The organism is Rhodopirellula sp. P2 (genome assembly GCF_028768465.1).
Lineage (GTDB): Bacteria > Planctomycetota > Planctomycetia > Pirellulales > Pirellulaceae > Rhodopirellula.
Map to the genome: position 1 here is coordinate 1,150,907 of NZ_CP118225.1, position 18,848 is coordinate 1,169,754.

At 58.5% G+C, this 18,848-nt stretch carries 12 protein-coding genes; 3 read left to right on the forward strand and 9 right to left on the reverse strand.

The features are described from left to right. Positions 1 to 254 precede the first annotated feature (254 nt). Positions 255 to 3,959: a methionine synthase gene (gene metH / locus PSR62_RS04020; RefSeq protein ID WP_274406532.1), complete on the forward strand. Its 3,705-nt coding sequence runs from the start codon at positions 255 to 257 to the stop codon at positions 3,957 to 3,959. A gap of 409 nt (positions 3,960 to 4,368) precedes the next feature. Then, positions 4,369 to 5,694, forward strand: a complete 1,326-nt coding sequence (locus PSR62_RS04025) for an ArnT family glycosyltransferase (protein WP_274406533.1) — start codon at positions 4,369 to 4,371, stop codon at positions 5,692 to 5,694. A gap of 223 nt (positions 5,695 to 5,917) precedes the next feature. Here the strand turns inward: PSR62_RS04025 and PSR62_RS04030 are convergent, their stop codons facing one another. The 6 genes from PSR62_RS04030 to PSR62_RS04055 all read right to left on the reverse strand — a co-directional run bounded on the left by PSR62_RS04030 (position 5,918) and on the right by PSR62_RS04055 (position 14,206). Further along, complete coding sequence (locus PSR62_RS04030; protein ID WP_274406534.1) at positions 5,918 to 7,666, reverse strand: serine/threonine-protein kinase; 1,749 nt, start codon at positions 7,664 to 7,666, stop codon at positions 5,918 to 5,920. A 7-nt stretch (positions 7,667 to 7,673) separates the two neighbouring features. Next, on the reverse strand, positions 7,674 to 8,339 hold the full coding sequence (locus PSR62_RS04035; RefSeq protein WP_274406535.1) for a sigma-70 family RNA polymerase sigma factor: 666 nt from the start codon (positions 8,337 to 8,339) through the stop codon (positions 7,674 to 7,676). 55 nt (positions 8,340 to 8,394) lie between these two features. After that, positions 8,395 to 9,120 carry a 3-keto-disaccharide hydrolase gene (locus PSR62_RS04040; protein WP_338020278.1) on the reverse strand — a complete coding sequence of 242 codons (726 nt, stop codon included), beginning with the start codon at positions 9,118 to 9,120 and terminating at the stop codon, positions 8,395 to 8,397. Between the two features lie 168 nt (positions 9,121 to 9,288). After that, positions 9,289 to 10,569: a glutamyl-tRNA reductase gene (hemA, locus tag PSR62_RS04045; protein WP_274406537.1), complete on the reverse strand. Its 1,281-nt coding sequence runs from the start codon at positions 10,567 to 10,569 to the stop codon at positions 9,289 to 9,291. Then, positions 10,566 to 11,504, reverse strand: coding sequence for a cytochrome C assembly protein (locus tag PSR62_RS04050; RefSeq protein WP_443217476.1), 939 nt, complete (start codon positions 11,502 to 11,504; stop codon positions 10,566 to 10,568). Before PSR62_RS04050 ends, hemA begins: the two co-directional genes overlap by 4 nt. Positions 11,505 to 11,554: 50 nt before the next feature. Beyond that, positions 11,555 to 14,206, reverse strand: coding sequence for a ComEC/Rec2 family competence protein (locus PSR62_RS04055; protein ID WP_274406539.1), 2,652 nt, complete (start codon positions 14,204 to 14,206; stop codon positions 11,555 to 11,557). A 255-nt stretch (positions 14,207 to 14,461) separates the two neighbouring features. Here PSR62_RS04055 and PSR62_RS04060 point away from each other — a divergent pair, with 255 nt between their 5' ends. Continuing rightward, complete coding sequence (locus tag PSR62_RS04060; RefSeq protein WP_274406540.1) at positions 14,462 to 14,890, forward strand: hypothetical protein; 429 nt, start codon at positions 14,462 to 14,464, stop codon at positions 14,888 to 14,890. A 354-nt stretch (positions 14,891 to 15,244) separates the two neighbouring features. On the opposite strand, the gene PSR62_RS04065 is transcribed toward PSR62_RS04060, so the two are convergent. Genes PSR62_RS04065 through PSR62_RS04075 form a run of 3 tightly spaced genes read right to left on the reverse strand, consistent with a single transcriptional unit; the run spans position 15,245 to position 18,715 of the window. Then, positions 15,245 to 16,027, reverse strand: coding sequence for a formylmethanofuran dehydrogenase subunit C (locus PSR62_RS04065; protein ID WP_274406541.1), 783 nt, complete (start codon positions 16,025 to 16,027; stop codon positions 15,245 to 15,247). After that, positions 16,024 to 17,028: a formylmethanofuran--tetrahydromethanopterin N-formyltransferase gene (gene fhcD / locus PSR62_RS04070; protein ID WP_274406542.1), complete on the reverse strand. Its 1,005-nt coding sequence runs from the start codon at positions 17,026 to 17,028 to the stop codon at positions 16,024 to 16,026. Before fhcD ends, PSR62_RS04065 begins: the two co-directional genes overlap by 4 nt. After that, a complete protein-coding gene (locus tag PSR62_RS04075; protein WP_274406543.1) occupies positions 17,021 to 18,715 on the reverse strand; it encodes a formylmethanofuran dehydrogenase subunit A in 1,695 nt (564 codons plus the stop codon). Before PSR62_RS04075 ends, fhcD begins: the two co-directional genes overlap by 8 nt. Positions 18,716 to 18,848 lie beyond the last annotated feature (133 nt).

Here is an 18,848-nt window from a genome sequence, read left to right on the forward strand (position 1 = left end):
GGGGAAGGGTTGGGGCACGGTGGAGCCCGGGCCAGCCACATCCTAGCCCGGAACGCCGGCAAGGGAACCTGAAGGCTGATTGGCGTGTCTTCCGACCCAATCGTCACCGCTTCCCGAAAAAACGGAGTGCATTCAGCGTTCGGGTTGCTCGTTTGTTGGCCGGCGGCGAAGATATCGGTTCAAAGGTGCCGGAAAAGTTCGTCTTTTCGCAACCCTTTTTGATTCACATCTCTCCGCCTGCTTTTGGGTCATCCATGTTGCAAGCCTCTTCGACTGATCAGCTTCTTGCCGAACTCATCCGTGAACGCATTTTGATGCTTGATGGAGCGATGGGGACGATGATTCAGCGGTTGGGACTGGATGAGGCGGCGGTGCGCGGAGACCGGTTTGCCGACCACAACAAAGACCTGAAGAATTTCTCGGACATCCTGTGTCTGACTCACCCCGAGAAGATCACCGAGATCCACTCCCAGTACTACGAGTCGGGCAGCGACATCGTGGAAACGAACTCATTCGGTGCGTCGCCGATCGGGATGGTCGAGTTTGGATTGCCGCTGGAGCTCGTTCATGAGATCAACGTGGCCGCGGTCGCGTGTGCTCGCAAAGCCGCTGAGCAATGGACCGCCAAGACACCTGACAAGCCACGATTTGTGGCCGGTTCGATTGGACCGACAACCATGCAGTTGGCGATCAGCACGAATGTCGATGACGGCGCGTTTCGTGCAACCACGTTCGACAAGTTGGCGGACAGTTACTACGCCCAAGTGAAGTCACTGTGCGAGGCAGGCGTCGATATCTTGCTGCCCGAAACCGCCATCGACACGTTGAACCTGAAGTCATGTCTGTTCGCGATCCAGCGCTACTTTGACGAAGGTGGTCGGCGAGTTCCGGTGATGGTTTCCGGGACGTTTGGCAATGGCGGTCGGACGTTTGTCAGCGGCCAAAGCGTCGAAGCTTTTGTCACGGCGTTGTCGCACTTCCCCATGCTTTCGATCGGGATGAACTGCGCTCTCGGCCCGGACATCATGCGTCCGCACGTGGAGGAAATGTCCAAGGCGACCGGGCTGCCGATCAGTTGTCACCCCAACGCTGGATTGCCCAATGAGATGGGTGCGTTTGACTTGGCTCCCAAACCGATGGCAGAGATCGTTGGCGAGTACGCCGACAACGGTTGGATCAATATTTTAGGTGGATGTTGCGGGACAACCCCGGACCATATCCGCGCGATGACGGAACGGGTCAAGGACTGCAAGCCGAAGCAAGAAGACAAGGGCGGTCCGGTATGGACTCGTTTGTCAGGTCAGTTGCCGATGGTGATGCGTCCGGAGATCCCGTTCACGATGGTTGGTGAACGGACCAACGTCACCGGCAGCCGCAAGTTCGCTCGTTTGATTCGTGACGAAAAGTACGACGAGGCGGTCGAGGTCGCGCGCGAACAAGTCGAGAATGGTGCGACGATCATTGATGTGAACTTCGATGATGCATTGCTCGATGGCGTCGAAGCGATGACGAGGTTCCTCCGGCTGATTGCCGGTGACTCGGTGGTGGCTGCGGTTCCTTTGATGATCGACAGCAGTCGCTGGGAAGTCATCGAGGCAGGTTTGCAAAACGTGCAAGGCAAAGCGATCGTCAACTCGATCTCTCTCAAGGACGGCGAGGAAGAGTTCCTTCGTCGCGCAAGGTTGGTGCGTCAATACGGTGCGGCAACGGTGGTGATGGCATTTGATGAAGAAGGCCAAGCTGCCGACGAAGACAACAAGGTTCGGATTTGCAAACGAGCGTATGACTTGTTGGTCAACCAAGTCCACTTCCCACCTGAAGACATTATCTTTGACCCCAACATCCTGACCGTCGCGACTGGGATGGAAGAGCACAACAATTACGCGGTGGATTTCGTCAACGCGGTCGAGCGGATCAAAAAGGAATGCCCCGGTGCGAAGACCAGCGGCGGTGTCAGCAACATCAGCTTCAGTTTCCGCGGCAACGATCCGGTTCGCGAAGCCATCCACAGTGCGTTTCTGTACCGAGCGGTGAAAGCCGGTTTGGACATGGGGATCGTCAACGCGGGGCAGTTGGAAGTTTACGAAGAGATCCCGAAGGACTTGCTCGAACGTGTCGAGGACGTGCTTTGGAATCGACGCGGTGACGCGACCGATCGCATGCTGGACTTCGCCGAGACCGTCAAAGGCAGCGGCAAGAAGAAATCCGGCGAAGACTTGGCGTGGCGTGAGCATTCGATCGAAGAACGGATGAAGCACGCCTTGATCAAAGGCATCGACAAATACATCGTCGAAGACACCGAAGAGGCTCGGCAACACTACGACAAATGCTTGCACATCATCGAGGGCCCGTTGATGGCGGGGATGAGCGTGGTCGGTGATTTGTTCGGGCAAGGCAAAATGTTCTTGCCCCAGGTCGTCAAATCCGCCCGCGTGATGAAGAAGGCAGTGGCCTACCTTGAGCCGTTCATGGAACAGGAAAAGATCGAGGCTGGAACGCAAGATTTCAAAGCTCGCGGGAAGTTCCTGATTGCAACGGTCAAAGGCGACGTGCACGACATCGGCAAGAACATTGTGGGTGTGGTGTTGCAGTGCAATAACTACGAAGTGATCGACCTGGGCGTGATGGTTTCCAGCGAAAAAATTCTGGAAGAAGCCGTCAAGCATGACGCTGACATGATCGGTTTGTCGGGGCTGATCACACCCAGCCTCGATGAAATGGTTCATGTCGCTCGTGAGATGAAACGCATTGGCATGAAGAAGCCTCTGTTGGTCGGTGGTGCAACAACCAGTGCCAAGCACACAGCGGTTCGGATTGCACCGGCTTACGATGGTCCGGTGTTGCACGTCTTGGACGCCAGTCGCAGCGTGGGTGTCGTGGAGAAATTGCTCAGCGATGAGTCTCGCGATGCTTTCCTGGAAGCCAACGTCAATGAACAAGTGAAGTTGGTCAGCAGTTTCCGCGAGCGGAAACAGGCTTTGGTGCCTTATGAACAAGCCCTCGAGAAACGATTCCAAACGGATTGGGAGACGGTTCGCATCGACCAGCCCGAGTTCATTGGCACGAAGGTGCTCGATGATGTCCCGCTGGCCACGCTTCGCGAATACATCGATTGGTCGCCGTACTTCATGACTTGGGAATTGAAGGGCAAGTACCCGAAGATCTTCCAAGACAAAACGGTCGGTCCGATCGCCAAAGAAGTGTTCGAGAAAGCGAACAAGATGCTCGACCGAGTCATCGAAGAAAAGCTGATCCAGGCCAAGGGCGTGTACGGGTTCTGGCCGGCAGCATCCGATGGCGATGACATCATCGTCTACACCGATGAAACTCGGACGGAAGAACGCACGCGATTCCATTGCTTACGCCAGCAATGGGAACGCCGCGGACAAAAGGACTATCGTTCGTTGGCCGATTACATCGCCCCGGTTGAGAGCGGTCGCAAGGACCACCTCGGTGGTTTTGCCGTGACGGCTGGACTGGGTGCCGAAGAATTGTCGATGCGATTCAAAAAGGAACTCGATGACGAAAGCTCGATCATCGCGTCCGCGGTGGCTGATCGTTGTGCCGAAGCGTTCGCGGAGTACTTGCATCAACAGGTCCGCCAGCAATGGCAATACGGCAAGGAAGAGAACTTGTCCAACGAAGAGATGATCGCGGAAAAGTACCGTGGCATTCGACCGGCGGCAGGCTATCCCGCGTGTCCCGATCACACCGAGAAACGGACTCTGTTTGACTTGTTGGAGGCCGAGAAGAACACCGGCATCCAACTGACCGAGAGCTATGCGATGTCACCAGGAGCCAGTGTCAGCGGTCTGTACTTCTCGCACCCCGAAGCCAAGTACTTCACCGTCGACCGGATGACCAAGGACCAAATCGAATCGTACGCAGCTCGCAAAGGCTGGCCGATTTCGGAAGTCGAGCGTTGGTTGTCGCCCAACTTGGCGTATGACCCTTCGTAATCACCGATGGATGTGGTTGGTCGTGCCGTTTTGCTGAACCCTCCCCTCGCTCGACCCTCCCGGGGGACGTCGATTTTATCACTGACGTCTTCGAGGCGTCCTTCGCCCAGGACCTGAACCGTAGTGGACGAGGCGACGAGGCCTTCCCCACGCAAGGGACTTGTTGCCTCGTCCACTACCAAATGCTGCCCTTCATCAATCGACATCCCCTGCCTGCTGAGACAGAATCGGGAGGCGGAGCCTCCAAGACAGTGTGTTCCCAGGCAGAGCCTGGGAACAAGGAAACAGGGAAGAAAACCGTCAATCATTCAACCGACCCTCCCGGAGGGAGGGGAATGGGATTGTGCGGACTTGTTTCGATACCAACGTCCGGACGGAAGGTGAAGTTTAGGAAACACTGGAAATTGAGATGCAAGTGAACCGCACGTCCTCGTGTCTATTCGTCGGGGTCGCCCTCGCATTCTTGGCGCGAGGTTCGATCGTGCTGGCCAAACTGGATTCGTTGGATGCGGATCCTGATGCCTATCGAGTGATCGCGGAAACGCTGGCCCAAACCGGCACCTTTGGTTTGATGGGGGAGGGTGGGGTGGCGACACCGACCGCGTTTCGTCCGCCACTGTATCCGTGGTTGCTTTCGTTCCTCGTCGATGCCGATGGCCATTTGGCGTCTCGTTGGGTCGCCGTGTTGCATGTGTGCTTGGGAGTGTTGACGGTTGGTTTGACGTGGGACATCGCTCGCCGGTGGTGGTCGGATCGAGCGGCCTGGATCGCTGCTGCATTCGTGACAATCGATCCGATGCTGCTGTGGCAATCGACTCTGGTGATGACGGAAACCATCGCCACCGCACTGACGACGTTGGTTTGGTGGTGGTGGGTGGCGAAGCTGAATCCCAGGTCCGCGGATGTCCCCTTGAACGCTGGCACGCACGCCCACGGATGTGATCGATCGTCCTTGTGGTCCCTGGCCAACGCGGTGGTGTTCGGTGGTTTGCTATCGCTGACCGTTCTGTGCCGGCCAACGTTCTTGGTTTGGGCGGTGTTGTTGATCCCGGCCTTGTTCTTCATGGGGTCCACTTGCCGGATCCGGCGGGCGGCACGTGTCGGCGTCGTGGGGATGCTCCTCTTTGGGACGGTTGGGCTGTGGACGTTGCGGAACGTTTCGCAGCTGGGGCATCCGGTTTGGGCGACCACGCATGGTGGCTACACGTTGCTGCTGGCCAACAACGATTCGTTTTATGACTCCCTGGGCGAGTCCTCGGATGGTTGGCTGCCTTGGGATCGAACCCCATGGGATCCAGCCGAGTTCTTTGCGGAATACGAAGCCCGTGAACGGGGCGCCGATGAGGTGTCGGATGATCGCGTCGCCTATGAAATGGCCAAGTCCACCATCTTGAATCGGCCGGCGATGTTCGCGTGGTCTTGTGTGGTGAGAGCAGCGAGGCTCTGGCACCCGTTCCCTGCCCGCACACCCGATCGATCGATGCTGGTTGTGCTGGTGATCGGGTTGTATCAAACCGGTTTGTTGTTCTTGGCTGGGGGGGGGATTGGCAAGCATTGGCGTTCGTGGCGGCAAGTCAACGCTTGGCCTGTGTTCGCGTTGATCATCACGCTGACCGCGGTGCACAGTGTGTACTGGAGCAACCCCAGAATGCGTTCGCCAGTCATTCCCATGTTGGCGGTTGCAGCAGCGTGTTGGATGGTGCCCAAGCAAGCGGATCGAACCAAACCGACGTAGCCGGACACCGTAGGCCAGGTTCTACCTGGCGATCGTGATTGACTGCTCCGTCGGAAGCTTGCAATGGATCGTGTTGTTGACGTCTCGCTTTGTTCCAAAGCATCGGCTGGGTTTCCAGGTGGGACCTGGACGACGAGCTCCATTCATAACCTGCTGCGTCAGCAGGATGATTCAACAGCCGTCCGAATTCTTGGCGAATCCGGCTACGGTTTCTTTGATGGAGTCAGCGTTGTTCGAGCAGGGATCGTTGACGCTCGTATTTGTAGCCGGGGACGAAAAAACATCCCGCGGCGACGACGCCAAAGATCAGGTGCGCCGCGGAGGGGAACACCGCCATCGCCACGGACGTCGCCAGCAAGAGCACGGTTTGGATGTAGAACGCACCGCTCAACATTCCGGCTTTGATCAAGAATACCATGGCGGTGATCACGCCCAGCATCGGTGCCAATCGCAATGGTTCCAGTCCGATCCACCATTCCAACGGAAACAGCAAAGCGGTCGCAATCAGGCTGGCGCCCCACACATGAGCGACTTGTCGTTCGATGAAGGTGACCGGCCCCATGCGTTGGCGTAGTTTCCAAAACACGGCGGCCCAGGCGCTCAGCCCGATCACCCACACGGCGATGTAGATCCAACGCTCATTGATTCCCGCCAGCGCCATCTGCCAAGTCATCAGGCTGGCGACCAACAGCACCAGCGAATGCCACATCCAAAGCAGACCCCATTTTTCGAGCACGGCCGCATGATGCGTTTCGCGAAAGACTCGGGCGATGACTTGGTTGAAGTGGCCACTGCGAGCATCGACTCGTTCGTCGGCGAGGTAGGCTTCGATGTCTTTGGCGAGAGCTTCCGCGGTCGGGTAACGCAGATCGGCTGGCTTTTGCAGGCACCGAATGGTGATCATTTCCAGGTCCCGGTCCAAACTTGGACGCAGCGCCCGTGGTGGCGTGGGGTCTTGTTCGGTGACCAACATCACCAGTTCCATCGGCGATTCGGCGACGAAGGGTGCCCGTCCGGTCAGGGCGAAATACAGCACACAGCCGAGCGAATACACATCGCTGGCGGGACCGATGTCACCGCGACGACCGCCGGCTTGTTCCGGTGACATGTACGCCGGAGTTCCGACCAACATCCCGGTCCGCGTCAGATCCATCTTGGCACCGACTTGCTTGGCCAACCCGAAATCCGTGATCATCGGACGTTCGTCATCGGCGATCAGGATGTTGCCGGGTTTGATGTCGCGGTGCAGGATGCCGGCTTCATGAGCCACCGCGACAGCGCGCGCGATTTGAGCGACCATGCGGGCTGCCTCACGAGGCGCCATCGGGCCGGAGGCGACTCGTTGGGACAGCGTTTGTCCTTCGATGAACTGCATGCTGAAGAACGGGCGCCCCTCAATGTCGCCGACTTCGTACACCGGCACGATGCTGGGGTGATCCAGCGATGCTGTTGCAGCGGCTTCCGCCATGAACCGTTGCAGGTCCGCGTCGCTGGCCAAGCGACCGCGAAGGATCATCTTGATCGCGACTTCTCGATCGAGCGACCGCTGGCGGGCGCGAAAGACCACGCCCATGCCGCCACGGCCGACCTCCTCCAGCAGGTCAAAGTCACCGATCGTGGTTGGCAAACGCAGACTGCGCCAGCGACTGGATGAATCTTCGATTGGCGATTCTTGCGGGCCTTCTGGAGGGAGTTCGTCGTGAGCGACTCCGGCGGTGTCGGTGACCAAGACGGCACCCCAAAGCTCTCGCAGATCTTTCGCGAGCGTTGGATGCTGAGAGCAGGTCGCATTGAAATCGACAGGCCGGCCCTGGCAGACTTGGTCGGTCAATTCCGCCAACACATTGGCAAGGTACTGGTCGTGTGATTCCGCGTTCTCAGGCGACGATGCCTGCACCGCGGGAACAGCGTCGCTGGCGGACAAGGGAGGCCTGGGCGGGTCGGGCCTGGGCGGGTCAGGTTGCGAGGTCATCGACGCCTCAACCCTGCGAGTCAGTGTCGGCGCCGAAGTTTTCTTTGTCTTCCTCAAGCACCGCTTTCAATCGCCGCACGGCTCGCAAGTAACGCATGCTGGCGGCGGGCGGATTGAGGTCGAGGACTTCCGCGATCTCGAGGTTGGAAAGGTGTTCGTAGTGACGCATCAAAATCACTTCGCGGTCGCCCTCGTCCAACTTTTGAATGGCGGCTTCCACCTGAGCAGCAATTTCTCGCTGGGTCGCGACGGCGGCGGGCGTCATCGCAGGGTCGCACAACTGGATCGCCAAATTCACAGACGATTCATCCACCCGTCCCCCGCCCGCGATCGGTTGCTCGCGGTCCATGTTGCGTTTGGCGCTGACACGGTGGCGACGGTAGGTGTCGATGATGTGGTCCCAAGCGATCTGCCGGAGCCACAAATGGAACGCCATCACAGGGTCGTCCAGGTACTTCTGAAGCCGACCACTGGCTTCGACCAAAACCTCCTGAACAACATCGCTGACGTCCACTCGGCGTTGGACTTTTCGGTCCAAGCGGACCTCCACCAGGCGACGGATGGGGCCGCGGTGTCGGTCGAGCAATTGGTTGACGGCTTCGGGATCGCCCTGGCGTGCGGCTTGAAGCAGCACTTCAGTGTTGTCGCCCGAGGGCCATAAAGATTGGGTCATGGTCACGCTCCAATCCCATGGTAGCGTGTCGGAAATGGGGGCAGGCGTTCCCCGCTCACTTCCATTCGCGAATTTGGATGTTCTTGAACCAAACTTTCATCGCGGGGCCTTGGTGCAGTTGCAATGCGATGACGCCGGAGTCGGCTTTTTTACCCGGTTGTTGATCAACCACGCGGATCATCAAGGTTTCGTTGATGAACTGCTCGAGTTGGTTGTCACGAACCAAGATTCGGTAGTCATTCCATTCGCCCAGGTGGATGCTGTTGGCGAGTTCTTCGGCGGTCGCGAATTGTTCGGTCGTCTTTTCGCCAGTCGCCCAAATGGTGGTTTGTTGTCCGCGAGTGGCCAGGATTCCACGACCTTTCTCTTCGTACAAGATGCCCGCGAAACGGTTGGTCGCATCGATGTCGGCTTGGTAACCGCCGACGATGAATTTCTCTTCGTCGAGGACTTGGCTGCGGTACTGGATGCCCGAGTTGCCGCCAATCATTTTGAATTGCAGTGTCAGCTCAAAGCTGCCTTTGACCGGGCGATCGAGAATCAAAAACGTGTTTTGTTTGATCGGTGCTTCGTCGGTGGTTTGACCGTGGATGGCTCCGTCCTCGACCGACCACAGATCGTCGCGTCCCCGCCATCCATCGAGGGTTTTGCCATTGAACAAGGTGATGGTTTTGGCACCCTGCATTGATTTCGCCAAGGCAACCTTCTCGCTGTCTTGGGCGTTGGCGGGTGAAACCGCGACGGCGGCGACAAGGGTCAGGAAGCAAAGAACGCGGTTCACGGTTGAGCTCATGAGGTGGGTCCAGGAAGGTAGGTTTGTTAGGAAGGAGACACCAAGGACCGGCAGTTTAACCGGAGGGATGTGTCGATGTTGGCTGGCAACATCAAAGCGGCAATCGTTTTTCGCCCATTGGAAGCGGCGTCCGGCGGGATCGTGGTCGAGCGATCTCTATGAATCTTCACCGAGGTTGAACAGGTGCCGCAACGCTTCCAGCAGCCCTCGCGAGTGACCGTCGGCGGCGTCATCTCGCAGCGATGCCATGGGCGGGTGCAGCAATTTGTTGGTCAGTCGATCGAATGATTTTTCGATCTCTTTTTGCATGGCGGTGTCGGTGGAACCATTGAGTTTTCCGAACAGGCGTTGCAGTTCTTCGGTTTTGACTTGGTCGGCTCGTTCACGAAGCCGACGAATGACTGGCCCGGTCGACCGCTGTTGCAACGATTGAAAGAACCCATCGACTTCTTCATCGATGATCTTCTTCGCCTTGGGCCACTGTTTTTCGCGTTCACGACGGTTGCGATTGCAAGCGGCTTGGAGGTCGTCGATCTGGTACAGGTACACGCCGGGCTCATCGCCAATGATCGGATCAAAATCTCGCGGGACGGCCAAGTCCAGGACCAGCATGATGCGGCCTTCTCGTTTGGCGTTCAGGGCCGCAAAGGTGGCGGCGTCGACAATCGGTTCCTCGGCCGAGGTCGTTCCAATCAGCAGATCCGCGCGAATGATTTGGTCGGATAAATTCTCCATCAACTCGGCTTCGGCACCAAACTCCGCGGCCAGCTTTTGAGCTCGATCGAGGCTTCGGTTGACAACGCACAGATTGTCGGCGCCGCCATTTTTGAGGTACCGAAGTGTTTCCTCGGCCATCTCACCGGCACCGCACAGGACCACGCGTTTGCCTTGCAGACGATTGAAGACCTCGGGGACAACTTCCCCGATCGCGACGCTGGGAACACTCAGTCGGCGACGGTGGATGCTGGTTTCGGTTTGGACCCGTTTCGCGGTTCGGTTGGCGGCTTGGAACACGCCGTGGGTGATGGGGCCGGTGCGCTCGGCTTCGTTGGCCAAGTCATAGGACTGTTTGACCTGGGATAAAATCTGAGCTTCTCCAACGACCATGCTGTCCAAACTGGCGGCGACCAAGAACAGGTGTTCGACGGCTTCACGGCCTTCTCGAAGGATCATGTGATTGGCGACAAAGTCACGCGATTGATTCAAACAATCAGCGACCAAATCGATCAAATCATCGGACTGCAGGAAGCCTGGGCTGCTGCCAGCTCCATACAACTCGACCCGGTTGCAGGTGCTGAGCAAGACCAATTCCGCACCGGCGAAGCGTTGCCCAAACATTTCGAAGGTGCGACTGATCTCGACTTCGGTGAACGACAGCTGTTCGCGAATTTCAACGGCAGCGTCGTGGTGGCTGCACCCGATCATCTTCAGCGTCATGACTGGCCTCGCGGCACAATCGTTTCCATGGCCGCTTCGTTGTCGAGTGACTCACTGCTGGCGTCGACGTCTGGCTTGGATGGTTGGACGGGGGAGTTGGATTGGTCGGCACCGTGGGAACTGGAAAGCACCCCGGTCATGGCGAGCACCAAGAATCCAAAGCTGGCCAGGGTCAGGTAGGCGATTTTGCGACCGCGACTGGCGGGAGCGTAGATGTATTCGACCAACGTGGCGGTCACCAACCACAGGAACAGCACGCCTGACAGGATGATTCCGCCATCGGTCCAGGGGATCATGCCGAGTCGGTTCCAGTTCATGACAACGCCGGAGACCAGCCCCACGCCAACCGAAGCGGTGCTGATGACCAAGCAGCTTCGATTGAGGTTTTGCAGTGTTTCCAGTGTCGGCAACCTCAAGGACGAACCGGCTTGTTTGCGTTTCAGACGCCAAGACTGGACCAAGTACATCGCCCCGGCCAAAAAGCCGACCAGCACGGCAGCCGAGCCCAGCATCATGGAGACCCCGTGGACGCCCCGCCACACCTCCACCGCTTCATTTCGCTCGAACGCGGGCAGGTTGCTGACCAGTCGGGAAAGCGCAATCATCGCCAGAATGGCCGGCAGGAAAAACAGCCCGATGATCGTGTCCGGCCGTCTCAAATAGAACGCGAAAAAGGCGATGGCCAGTCCCAACGCGACCATCAGCGACCAATCCGTCCAGGTTGCCAGGCGTCCGATGTTGGCTTCGTTGCTGATCGAGGCGGCTCGCAGAGCCAAGTAGGTGACGTGGGTGAAAATCCCCAGTCCCATCATCACAACGACGGCCAGGCCACGACCCGGGACCCGGCCTAGAAAACGCAGCGCTTCCAGGACCAGCACCACGAGGTAGCTGGCGGAGAAACAAGTGACTGAAATTTGACGCAATAGTTCCATGATGACTGTATCCTACACCGACCTGAAAAATTGTCAGCCTGGAGAGGGATCGCTCACCAGGGTTGTTGCAGGAATGCCTGGATTTGGAGAGCACCGTCGGTGCCCATTCGCACCCGGATGGCTCCTTCTCGGGAGGTCACGTGCACACCGCCTCCGGCCGCGGACAGCATGGCGGTGACCTCGGGTTTGGCGGCCCTTTGGCCTCCGCTGACAACCGTTTCCAATGGCCGTGCCCATTGAAGAACCGCCTCGGCATCCATCCGCAGGCTGCCATGATGAGGTGCCATCATCACCCCTCCGGGCGGTGGGCGAGGTGTGTTGGTCAACACCGCAGTTCCGGGGGGCTCCAAGTCACCGGGCAACAATAGCACGCGTTCGCCCCAGTCGATTCTCAACACCAATGAATTCGCGTTGTCGTTGGCGTCCATTCGTTCTCGGGGTGGATGCAGCACTTCCAACTGATCCAGCCAACTCGGTTGGCCGCGTCGAATTCGTTGACCGCGGCTGACTTCTTGCACCGGAATTTGGTGGCGGCGGATCGTTTCGGAGGCCCTGGCCAAGGCACTGCCGTCGCCCTCAAAAAAGCCGGGCGGAACGAGCACCATGCCAATCGAGAATCGCTCGGCCAATCCCGGCAATGCGTTGTAGTGATCGGTGTCCGCATGCGACAGAAAAATTCCATCGATGCGGGTGGCTCCCAGCGACCACAGCGCGTCCTCGATGTTTCGGCTGGTCGCATTGGCGTTCCCCATCCAGCCACAATCGTACAGCCAGATCTCTTGGCGGTTGGGACGTAGGATCGTCGCGGTGCCATGTCCCACGTCCACAAAAGTTGCTTCCAAGGTTTGGTCGGGGAGTTCCGCCGGAGAGGTTGCCAACGCAAACGCGATCCCAATCCACCCCACCAGCAAACCGGCTTCGAGCACGCGGCGGCGAATGCCGCGGGACGTGACGATCGGCCGCATTGCCGCCCAGGCCACCAATCCCACGTAGAACGTGATGACCCAGGGAGTTGGTGGGGACGGAAGCCAAAAGTGACCACCGGGTAGGTCGGCCGCTGAATCGATCACCCACTGCATGATCGCAAGGAGCTTCCCGCAGATCCCTCCGGGAATCCAAGCCAGTGAGGGAAGCGACCATCCGGCCAAGATCGTCAGGACTCCGGCGGACAACGCGAGGGCCATCAGCGGCGACAGCATCACGTTGACGATCACGCTGATCGGCGAGACGACATGGAACTGCGACCACACCAGGGGCAGAGCCATCAGCGTGACCGCGCCGCTGTACCACAGCACTCGGCCGGTCCACGAGGCGATGAATGACAGGGCCCTTCGCCACGCCGCTTGAGATCGCTGGGCCAGTTCGTCAAAGCGTTCCTCCACGCGAATCGTTTCCGCCGCCGGTGTCAGTGCGTTGGAAAAGGGGCGTCCGCAAAGCAACAGGGTGGCGACGGCCAAAAACGACAGTTGCACGCCGATCCCAAAAATCTCGGCTGGCATCCAGACCATCAGGATGATGGCCGCCAAGGACAGGGAATTCAGCGGGTGATGGGGACGCGCAAGCAACCTGGCCAGAATAACCGTCGACAACAAAATCGCGGCTCGGGTCACCGGCGGCCGAGCCCCGGTGATGGCCACGTAGAACAGCATCACGATCACGATCAAGGTGACCGAACCAGCGATCGGCAATCGCAGCAGCCCCGCCACCACGCCCGTCAACAAGACGATGATGCCCAAATGCAATCCGCTGACGGACAACAGGTGCGCGGTGCCTGTTACCAGCAAGCGTTCATTGGTGGTTCGGTCCAGGAAATCACGTTGCCCCAGGGTCAACGCGAGCGCCAGCCCACGCTGAGAGGGTTCGATCTGATTCAGGATGGTGTCTCGAGCCGAGGCGGCTCGATCGGCCAGCCAACGTTGCAGCCAAACGTTCCAGGAGTGCTGCCCGTTTGCATCGCCAGCGTTCGGTAGCTGTTCGACTTGATCGGCCGAGCCCACTCGCATCCGAGCATGAACGTTTTGTCGCCGTGCTGCGATCCGTTGGTCGGTTTCCCCCGGGTTGCTGGGGGGAGGAATGGCAGCGATCCGACCGTACAGCTTGACCGTATCGCCCGGCCGCAGGTCCTGTCGTTCTGCATCGACCATGACCATCACGCGGCCGGTGATCGGAACAGGTTGGGTCCCTCGTCGCATGGTCACCACCCGAACGACCAATCGAGTTTGGTACTGCACGTCGTGGTGACCGTTGGGGCCGGAACCCATGCCTGTGACGCCGGACGTCCGCGCGACGGTGTTCTCCAGAGCATCGCGTTGCAAGCGAACCGGTTCGTCGATCACGGCAACCATGACGGTTGGTTCTTCTTCAATCGTCAGAACATCCCGGATGGTTGCCGAGGCGTATTGCCATTCATCCAACGCATGCCGGCCCGCGAAAGTGAACAGGATGAATCCAAACCAGCATGCCGTTCGAAGGCGGGTGAGAAGAGTTGGTCGGGTGCGAAGTGAGTTGGAAAGTTTGGGGGCGGCAACCCAGGCGACCCACCAGACCAACACCATCGCGCACATTGTCCCAAGCCAGACCTGCATGGACTGAGGGAAAACGCGGTCGAGCAACAGCCCACTCAATCCCGTTGCCGCAAACATCGTCAGCGGTTGGCGACTGGGAAGCTCGGCCAGGTGACGAGTCGAGAGACTGCCTTGCCGCATTCTGAAGTCAAATCCTTGAGAATAGTTGAGAGCGAAGGACTGCAGGTCGGATAACCGGCACAACCGGTGAGGTGCCGCGCCCTTTCTGTTTGCCTGGTCGGCAAACTCGCCGGAAAGCTCAGCCCTGGCCTAACCCGCGTGCTACTCATTGTACGGCCAAGAACTCTCGGTCACACGCTTCTCGATCTTTGAGGGATTGGACAAATCGTCCGCATCCCAACTCTTCGCACCGTTTCTTATTGCACGAGGAAACCCATGCCAACGACTGTCAAAACATCGTCCAACACTTCGACCGCCAGCAAAACCAAAGGTAGCAAAGTGAGTGACGAAGTCGTGACCATCGATCGTCGTCGCAACGAACGCCGCGACGGCAATGCCGATGCAAGCGATGCGGGGATGATGGATCAACCACGTCGAAAGAAACAACGTCGTCGTCACATTGACCCGACCACTTGCGAACGCGATTACAGCGACCAAGAAGTCGAGTTCATGAAGGCGATGGACGACTACAAGCGTGACTCGGGACGAATGTTCCCAACCTGCAGCGAAGTCCTGGAAGTGTTGCGTTCGTTGAACTATGTCAAACTGTCGGACGATCAGTTCGAAGAGTTGGGCCTGAACGACGCAGTTGAAGGCGAAGAGAGCTGGAGCGAAGAAGAAGCCGATGAACTCGCCGAAGTCTGATTCGACCACGTCCGAATCGATCACCGAACATCAGGGGATGCCAATCATTTGGGATCCCCTGTTTTCGTAGACGGAGTCGCCTGACGAAGGACCGCACGCAATCCAGCTTGGCAGCGCTCGGGAAATGAGGATCGAAAATCAGTGTCAGCGACCGTTTGCTAAGCAGTTCGGCAGGAGTCTTTCAGCATTTTGAATGTTTTGGGTAGCGTCGTTGCTCCCACGTGCAGCCCAGGCTAACGCCCAAACGGCTCACATGGTTTTGCCCGATCATTCCTGCTGACCTGCTTCGAACGGTCCCGTGGTGCTTTGCCTAAAAGGTAGCTGAGACGGATGTTCCCTGATCCGGCTGCTCGGTCAGTCGTTCGGTTCCTCTGGGCGAGCTTGTGATGGCATCCAGATTTCGCCGCGACCGTCGATATGCCGGTCGCCCCGGCAGACACGGAGCGATTGCAAGCATTCAGGTGTCAACCAACTGACAGCATTGCTTCGACCGAGCAACCCCACAAACGCCGACCGAAGTGGAATCGGTGTTGAAAATCGATTTGCAGCGAGTGTTGGTTGCTGGCCAAAGATCAACGTCCCACGACGCATTCCATAGGCGATGTGGGAACCCGATTTTCCGCCCACGCCAATGGTGCCAGCCACCTGCCACGTGGCCAGACGTTGCCCCACATCTCCATCGATCCAAATCTCACCGCGACGCATCCGGTGGCCTGCGTCATCACCGGCGGAACCTTGAACGATCAGTTGGCCACCATTCATGCCAACACTGCGGGAACCCATCGGCGAACCGAGGTGATGACCTGCGTTGCCGTGCACCACGATGCGGCCGCCCAGCATGCAGCTTCCCGCGTGATCGCCCACGTTGGACTGGCAAATGATCTCGCCAAGTTTGTGTTGGAAACCGATTCCTGAAACGTGTTGCAAACAGCCCTCGATGACCAATCGTGGCATCGAGACATCGGATTGCACGGCGACCTCAAACAGCTCACCGATCGCCATCGGACCGGATCGAGACGGCAACTCGAACCGTTCGATCTCACTGGCCGAGAGTTGGACCCATTCATCCAGCCGGATTCGCGAAGCATCCAGTGGCGTTCGCAACTCGGATCGTAAACGCAATGTGATTTGGCTCATTGTCCGGCCTCTGAATCAGAGGACATGGATTCGTCGCTGAACAAATCATGCAGTTTGAAATGATGGCGGCCTAATTTGCCGCCATAATTGCCCGCCGACACGCTCAGCAACCCTTCCGAAGCACCGGCTTGGCACGCGGCGGTGATGCCCACTCGCATGGACTCTGCGATTGCATCAAACGACAGCCCATCGATCACCACTTCGATCGCCGCGTTGGCTTTGGCGGGGAGTGCAGACGGGGTGATCTCTCGAAGAGCGGGGCAGAACGCGTCGTTGGTGGACGCAAACAACGAGGCGTATTTCGATCCGACTTTGGACCCACTGCGAGTCGTTCCGCCGGGAAAGGGAGTGATGATGCCGGGCAATTCCCGCATCGCATCGATCGCAGCACGGCTGGCGACCGTCACGGATTGCATGCTTCGTCCGACCAAGATGAAGTTGCCGCCGCCGATGGCATCGACCCGGCCGACATCGTGTTGGCAAACAAATTCTCCGTCCATCACGGGAATCCGCCAGTACCGGACCGGACGCGATTTTCCATCCGCATCCAAGTGCTGGATCTGCTTGCTGATTTGGTTCCCGTCGCCAAAGTATCGCAATGACTTTCCGATCGGGACGCGTTTGGGGTGCACCTCACGGCCGCCTGGAATGCCACCGTACAACGCAGTCGTGGGGCAAGTCAAAACGCACTGGCCGGCTCGTCGAGGGATTTGCTTCTCGAGGTCTTTGCCCGACATGCCGAACGCCAAAATCGCAACGCCGGGGCGTCCATCCGGAGTCTGCTCGGGCGACAGGGTTTGTTCCACCGCGATCTCAAGGCCGCAAGCGATGACGCTGGTTCCAAACCCGCACATCGCCGTTGCGGATTCTTCGCACCAACGCCGATCATCCGCGGTCACGATCAACCGGGTGGCCTTCATGTCAAAGGCTTCGGCAAAGGTGTCTGCGATCGAAACGCCGGCAATCGAGAACGGTTCGGATGATTGGACGGAGTCAGCCATCTTGGTTCTCCGAATGAGTGGTTTCGATCAAACGCGTGCCGATCACGTCGTCCATCTCACCTTGAGAGATCTGCAAACGGTCCCACGCAAAGGTGCCTGTGCGAGCATGCAGTTCGCGAAACTTGGGAACGTAGGTTGGGTCGACTTCGACCGAGGCGGCCAGCGTGTTGTCTCGTGGGGTGGAATCTCCAGCGGCCACGTTTTGACCCCCTGAACGAATCCGAACGCCGTGTTTGAACACGTCTCGCGGGGTGCGGAACATGGCTTCGACGTTCGCGTTTTCTTCGTACACAACCACATCGGCAATGCACCCGGGTTGCAATCGACCTCGATCGGAAAGACCCAAGATTGAGGCCGGAGCGGACCGCGTCATCACCGCGATGTCGTCGAGCGTGTATTCCCGATCGATGCCCGCCAGTGAACTGGCCGCCGCGGCATCGGAATGAATTTCAGCGAGCGCCGTTTCTCGCAGCGAGCGGTCGGTGAGCAAGGCGATCAGGTGCGGGTAAGCGGTGAAGGGACCGCCGTTGGGATGGTCGGTGGTCAAGAAAACTCGCGAGGGGTCGTCGACCATCAGGAACAATTCCAACCCGATCGCCCATTGCAAGCTGTGTACAAATTCGCGGCGGGCGTATCGGAACGGAACCACGCCGCAACCGGCTTCGCATTCGATGTCCAGCAACACCGACTTGCGAGGTTTCGCGAGGTTGCGGTTTTCAAATTGATGCATCGCGTCGGCACTGATTGTGACCGTTTGGCCGAACTGAATCTGTCCAACGTCCAGCGTCACATTCGGGTTGGCTTTCAAAGCATCGGCCAACTTCGCCGCCGAGGATGAAAACTTGTAAGGTCCTTCCACGCCATAGCTGTGGAATTGAGCGTGGGTCAAATGAATCGGGTAACCGTCGGCAGCTCGGATCGTTGCCAGAGTTGACTCGATGTTGCCGGGCACTCCCAGGTTGCTGCAGTGAATATGCAGCGGATGTCGCAAGCCGATTTCGGAAACAGCTCGGCAAAGCACACGAATGATTTGGCCGGGCGTGATGCCGTATTGGGGGTGCCGGGTGTCAACATCCATTTCGCGTTCGTTGAACTTGAACGCGTTGATGCCACCTGGATTGACGACCTTCACCGCGATGCAGCGAGTCGCTTGAACCATCCAAGCCACATAGGCATTGATGACTTCTTGCGGTTCCTTGTCGGCGATCAGTCGCAACAGCACATCGTCGTTGCCGAGCAAGCAATACCCACCGGTGTCGAGTCCCCGGACGTCGGCCATTTCTGCGTGAGCCGATCGGGCGTTGCAGGGGATCACGGCGGGCTCAAAGCACGTCGTGTAGCCCATGTCGAGGTAACGCGAGGCGGTCACGGATGCCGAGGGAAGGAACTCGCAGGACGCGGCGTCTTCTCCAGCGAGTCGTGTCGCTTCTCGCCAAGGCGGCATTTGGTCGCCTAGCAACATGCGGGCCAGCGTGACCTTTCCACCGCCGATGTGCGTGTGCAAATCGATGCCGCCCGCCATCGTGATGCAGCCGCTGCCGTCGATGATTTGATCCGCGACCGTTCCTGGTTCAGGGGGCGAAATGAGGCGACCGTCTCGCCACCACAGGTCTGCGACCTTGCCACCCGGTTTGGCTCCTGGTGCCGACGGGTCGATCAGCCGGCTTCCTTGGAGACATGTGAGCATGGTGTTGAGAGAACAATCGCGAAATGCGGAAGGCGAATGGGCACGGCAGCGGGAAAGGAATGTCGGCGGGGAATATACGCGAATTCCCGTGTCCCTGGTACGATGCTCCCCCTGAACCTCGTGACCGAAGGTC